This is a genomic window from Streptomyces sp. IBSBF 2435, from assembly GCF_036815005.1.
Classification (GTDB): domain Bacteria; phylum Actinomycetota; class Actinomycetes; order Streptomycetales; family Streptomycetaceae; genus Actinacidiphila.
In genome coordinates this window covers 1-3605 of record NZ_JAJSYW010000329.1, presented here as the reverse complement: position 1 = coordinate 3605, position 3605 = coordinate 1, and the positions used below count along the sequence as shown (strand labels likewise).

Annotated in this window: 4 protein-coding genes; 3 read left to right on the top strand and 1 reads right to left on the bottom strand. The window is 74.2% G+C overall.

Translation table 11 applies throughout. The features are described 5' to 3' along the window. Nucleotides 1–319, top strand: a 319-nt coding sequence (locus V7E46_RS32905) for a cellulose binding domain-containing protein (RefSeq protein ID WP_333771832.1), incomplete at its 5' end; no start/stop codon positions are given. Between the two features lie 86 nt (nt 320–405). On the opposite strand, the gene V7E46_RS32900 is transcribed toward V7E46_RS32905, so the two are convergent. Further along, complete coding sequence (locus V7E46_RS32900; protein WP_333771831.1) at nt 406–1830, bottom strand: MFS transporter; 1425 nt, start codon at nt 1828–1830, stop codon at nt 406–408. A 137-nt stretch (nt 1831–1967) separates the two neighbouring features. On the opposite strand from V7E46_RS32900, the gene V7E46_RS32895 reads away from it, so the two are divergent. Both V7E46_RS32895 and V7E46_RS32890 read left to right on the top strand, forming a co-directional pair. Then, a complete protein-coding gene (locus V7E46_RS32895) occupies nt 1968–2642 on the top strand; it encodes a TetR/AcrR family transcriptional regulator (protein ID WP_333771830.1) in 675 nt (224 codons plus the stop codon). A 380-nt stretch (nt 2643–3022) separates the two neighbouring features. Next, the coding region (locus tag V7E46_RS32890; RefSeq protein ID WP_333771829.1) for a lamin tail domain-containing protein at nt 3023–3605 on the top strand (583 nt) is incomplete at its 3' end.

Sequence of the window (3605 nt, the reverse complement as noted above, 5' to 3'; positions counted from 1 at the left end):
GCCCCCGACCGCCCCGCCCGCCTCGGGCGGCTGCACCGCGCGGCTCACGGTCACCAACTCCTGGTCCGGCGGCTTCCAGGCGGACGTGACCGTCGCCAACACCGGTACGTCGGCGCTCGGCGGCTGGCGGGTCGGCTGGTCGGCGCCGACCGCGACGATCACCAGCCTGTGGAACGGCACCCTCGCGCAGAGCGGCGCCGCCGTCACGGTCACCAACGCCCCCTACAACGGCGCCGTCTCCCCCGGCGCCTCGGTCTCCTTCGGCTTCACCGCGAACGGCACGCCCGGTTCACCCGTCCCGGTGTGCACGGCGTCGTAGCACCGCGTCAGGGGAGGTGCCCGGCCCGGCCCCGGACGCGGGGCCGGGCCGGGCACCGGCGCGAAGGGCGCCCGCCCGGCGAGCCGTTACGCCGCCGCCGCCGCGCCGGCGATCTGGTCGGGGCTGGGGGCCAGCCGGGGTGAGAGCAGGGTGACCAGGAAGGTGCCGGCGGCGAAGGCCGCGGCCACCAGCAGCCCGCGGTGGAAGCCGGCCACCAGCGCGTCGGACTGCGACGATCCGGTGGCGATCGCGTGGGCGGTGCGGGAGGTGGCCAGGGTCGTGACGACGGCGAGCCCGACCGCGCCGCCGACCTGCTGGAAGGCGGTGAAGACTCCGGACGCGGCGCCCGCGTCGGTGTGGGTGACGTCCACGACCGCCGCGATCTGGGCCGGTACGGACACCGCGATGATGCCGACCCCGAAGAGGATGACCCCGGGCATGATCTGCCCCGCGTACGAGCCGGTGGCGTCCGCGCGGGAGAGCAGCAGCAGGCCCGCCACGCTGAACAGCGTGCCCGCGGTCTGCACGGGCCGGGTGCCGAAGCGGGTGATCAGCGGGGTGGCCAGCACGGCGGCGACGATGGCCGCGCCGCCCATCGGCAGGAATTCCACCCCGGCACGCAGCGCGCTGTCGCCGCGCACCTGCTGGAGGAAGATCGCGGTCAGGAAGAACATCGACAGGAAGGCCGCGCCGGTCAGCGCGATGGCGCCGCCCGCGCTGCTCAGGGCGCGCGACCTGAGCAGCCGCATCGGCACCAGCGGTGCCTTGATGCGCGTCTCGACCACCAGGAACGCGGCCAGCAGCAGCAGCCCGCCGGCCAGGCAGCCGATGACCTCGGCCGAGGACCAGCCCAGCGGCTCGGCCCGGACCACGGCGTAGACGACGCCGAGCAGCCCGCCGGTGGCGAGCACGGCGCCCAGCGCGTCGAAGGAGCGGCGGCCGGCGTGCGGCGGGACGTGCCGGACGATCAGCGGGGTGGCGACCACCAGGGCGGCCACGATCGGCACATTGACGATGAAGACCCAGCGCCAGCTGAGCGAGTCGACCAGGAAGCCGCCGGCGACCACCCCGAGGGTGCCGCCGAGGCCGGCCAGGCCGCCCCAGACGCCCATGGCGATGTTGCGCTCCCTGCCGTGCGGGAAGGTCACGGTGAGGATGCCGAGCGCGGCGGGCGACAGCAGCGCCCCGCCGAGCCCCTGGAGGCTGCGGGCCGCGATGAGCAGGCCGGGCGAGCCGGCGAGGCCGCCGGCCAGCGAGGTGGCGCCGAACAGGACGAGGCCGGTGACGAACACCCGGCGCGAGCCGAGCAGGTCGGCCGCCCGGCCGCCGAGCAGCAGGAAGCCGCCGAAGACCAGGGTGTAGGCGCTGATCACCCATTGCAGGCCGTCGGCGGTGAAGCCGAGGTCGGTCTGGATGTGCGGCAGGGCGACGTTCACGATCGTCACGTCGAGCACCACGATGAACTGGGCGAGGGCCAACACCGTCAGGGTGGCCCAGGGACTGCGTCGCATAGCAACCTCGGAAGGGATGTTTACAGCGTATGCTTACGGCGACACCATACAGGCATTGCTTACGCCGTAAACACGAGGGGGATGCGTACGCTGTACACCACATCGGGGGCTGTCGAACGAAGGGTTGAGCGGACACCATGGCGGCTCAGAAGCGTTTGAACCGTGACGAGCTGATCACCACCGCCCTGGCCGTCGCCGACGCCGAAGGGCTCGACGCGGTGACCATCCGCCGGGTGGCCCAGCTGCACGACGTCACCCCGATGGCCCTCTACCGGCACTTCCCCGACAAGGAGGGCCTGCTGGTCGCCCTCGCGGGACGGCTGCTGTCCGGCGCGGCGCTGCCCGAGCCCGACGACCGGCCCTGGCACGAGCAGTTGCGGGACGTGCTGAGCGGCTTCCTGGACGCCCTGCGCCCGCACCCCAACGCGGCCGTGCTGGTCTTCGACGGCATCGTGGCCACGGAAGCGGGCCTGGACCTCACCGAGCGGTCGCTGGAGCTGATGACCCGGGGCGGCATGTCGGTGGACCGCAGCGCGGAGACCGCCAGCCAGGTCCTCGGCTCGCTGGTCGCCCTGGCCATCGCGGGACCCGGGCGGGACCTCGGCCCCGATCCGGAGGCCAACGAGGACGCGGTACGCGCCAAGCGCGCCGCCCTGCTGGCACTCTCCCCGCGCCGCTACCCGCACATCGTGGCCGCCGCCGACGTGCTGGCGGCCTGCGCCGACCAGGAGCTGTACTTCGGGCGGGGCCTGGACCTGATCGTCACCGGCATCAGGGACGCGGCCCGCGCCGAGGCCGCCGGCGCGCACTGACGCGGCGGCCGGCCCCCGCGCGGAACATGCCCCGCCGGCCGGCGGCGCACCGGGCCGCACGGGCGGGACAGCAGTGGCGTACGTGACACGGGGTCACCCATGCGCAACCGGACGTATCGGCCGGTAAGGCGCGAGCACGACACACAACACCCAGATTTAACCTCAACACACCTTCTGCGACCGGATCTACGCGCGTATCTTGAGGCGGATCGCGCGCGACCCCGACCGGGGTGACGCGCCGTCACCAACAGCCGCTCCCATGAAGGAGAACCCCTCCGGTGTCGCACCCCTCTGAGGCCGCCGAGGCAACATCCCGCCCCACGAGACCCCGCCCTGCCGGGCTTCGCAAGCGATTCCTGCCGATCGGCATAGCCGGCGCCATGGTGGTGGCCGGGATGGGCGTGCACGCGGCCTTCGCCGCGCCGTCCGCCGACGCCCTGATCGCCGAGGTCTACGGGGGCGGCGGCAACTCCGGCGCCACCTTCACCAACGACTTCGTGGAGCTGGCCAACGCCGGTGCCGCGCCGGTCGACCTGAGCACCTACAGCGTGCAGTACCTGCCGGCGGCGCCGACCCCGTCGTCCAAGTGGCAGGCCACCGCGCTCACCGGCTCGCTGGCCGGCGGCGGCCGGTTCCTGGTCCAGGAGGCCGCGGGCACGGGCGGCACCAGCCCGCTGCCCACGCCCGACGTGACCGGCGCCGTCAACATGTCCGGCACCGCGGGCACGATAGCCCTGGTCACCGGCGCCGACCCGCTGACCTGCCTGACCGCCGCGGACTGCGCCGCCGACCCCCGGGTCAAGGACCTGGTCGGCTACGGCACCGCGCTGGTGCGCGAGGGCAGCGGCCCGGCGGCCGGCGCGAGCAACAGCGACTCGGTCGCCCGCGGCGCGACCCTGGCCGACACCGACGACAACGCGGCGGACTTCACCGCGGGCGCGCCCACCCCGCAGAACTCCGGCG